General features: G+C 73.6%; 2 protein-coding genes. Both read right to left on the bottom strand.

Annotation, left to right across the window (positions count from 1 at the left end):
- Positions 1-1,087: SDR family oxidoreductase (locus E4O86_RS22915; protein ID WP_161142847.1), on the bottom strand; the 1,087-nt coding region annotated here is incomplete at its 3' end.
- Positions 1,088-1,163: 76 nt separating this feature from the next.
- Positions 1,164-1,464 (bottom strand): EF-hand domain-containing protein (locus tag E4O86_RS22910; RefSeq protein ID WP_161142846.1); only part of this gene is annotated, 301 nt, incomplete at its 5' end.

Below are 1,464 nucleotides of genomic sequence, written 5' to 3'. Positions count from 1 at the left end.
GTCCGGCCGCGCGCCCGCCTGCGGCCATGCCGGCGACGAGCCGCCCGAAGCCGGACCGGGCCTGCTCCGAGTTCCGCCCGGCGGCGAAGCCGAGCGCGGCGGCGCCGCAAAGGGCGAGCACCGCGCCGCCGAGGAGCGTGGCCCGGATCGTGGTGGACGAGACGGCGACAACATGGTTGCGCGCCACCCCGGAGAAGCGGCCGCGCGTCGCGTGCCCTCCCTTCACGGTGGCGAAGAGGTTGTCGGGGCGCCCGGGATCGGCCGCGACGCCGGTCATCTGGCCGGCCCAGGCGCGCCCCGCCACGAAGCGGTCGAGGAAAGCGGGGGCGACCATCGTGCCGAGGATCGCCTCGATCGTGGAGGTCCCGATCCAGAGCTCGCGCGGGGCGCGGCGCGCCGCGCGCAGGATCGCCTCGGCGACCGCCTCCGGCTGATGGATGGTGCCGACGGGCCGGAGCTCCTCCGGCAGATGGCTGCGCGCCCAGTCGAATTGCGGCGTGTTCACCGCGGGAAGGTGCACCATGGTGAGCCGTATGCGGCTCCGCTCGCGAAGGAGCTCGCAGCGGAGCGAATCGGTGAAGCCGCGGATGGCCGCCTTGGCTGCGCAATAGGCCGATTGCAGCGGGATCGACCGATAGGCGAGCGCCGAGCCGACCTGCACGATGGTGCCGGCATTGCGCCCGCGCATGTGCTTCAGCGCGGCGCGCGTGCCGTGGACGTAGCCGAGATAGGTGACCTCGGTGACGCGGCGGAACTCGTCCGGGGCGATGTCCTCGGTCCGTCCGAAGACGGTCAGCATGGCATCGTTCACCCAGACGTCGATGCGCCCGAACCTTTCCGCCACCGCGTCCGCCGCCTCCATCATTGCCGCCGCGTCCGCGACATCGAGCGGATAGGCCTGCGCGGCGCCGCCCGCCGCCCGGACGGCGCGGGCCACTTCGCCGAGCGCCGCCTCGCTGCGCGCCAGGAGTGCGACGGCATAGCCGCGCCGGGCGAAGGCGAGCGCCACCGCCCGTCCGACGCCTGCCGAGGCTCCGGTCACCACGGCGACGGGGCGGTCCACTGTGCGTCTCGGTCTGGCTGGCATGTCGTTCTCCCGGCGGGCGCTCTTGCGGGACGTGACGCCCGCCGGACGGTTTTGTTCCCCGGCTTCGGTTCGGGCGCTACCGCCTGCCGCCGAAGCGTCCGCCCATCATCGCCTGGATCTCGTCCGGCGAAAGCTCGCCGTCCTTGTTGCTGTCGAGATAGTCGAACATGCGGCGATGGAAGGCCTCGACCTCGGCGTAGGAGATGGTGCCGCTGCCGTCGGTGTCGATCATGGCCATCATCATGACCGGCATCCCGCCGCCATGCATCGGCCCCCAATTGCCGCCGCGCCAGCCGCCCCAGTTCGGGCCGCCGCCCCAGGGCATCATCCCGCCGGGGCCGCCGCCCCAGCCCGGGCCCGCGCCCGCGCCGGGGCCG

The organism is Propylenella binzhouense (assembly GCF_009866965.1).
In the GTDB taxonomy this organism is placed as follows: Bacteria; Pseudomonadota; Alphaproteobacteria; order Rhizobiales; family Afifellaceae; genus Propylenella; species Propylenella binzhouense.
Note: the sequence above shows the minus strand (reverse complement) of the source record. Positions and strands in the feature narration are given on the sequence as shown.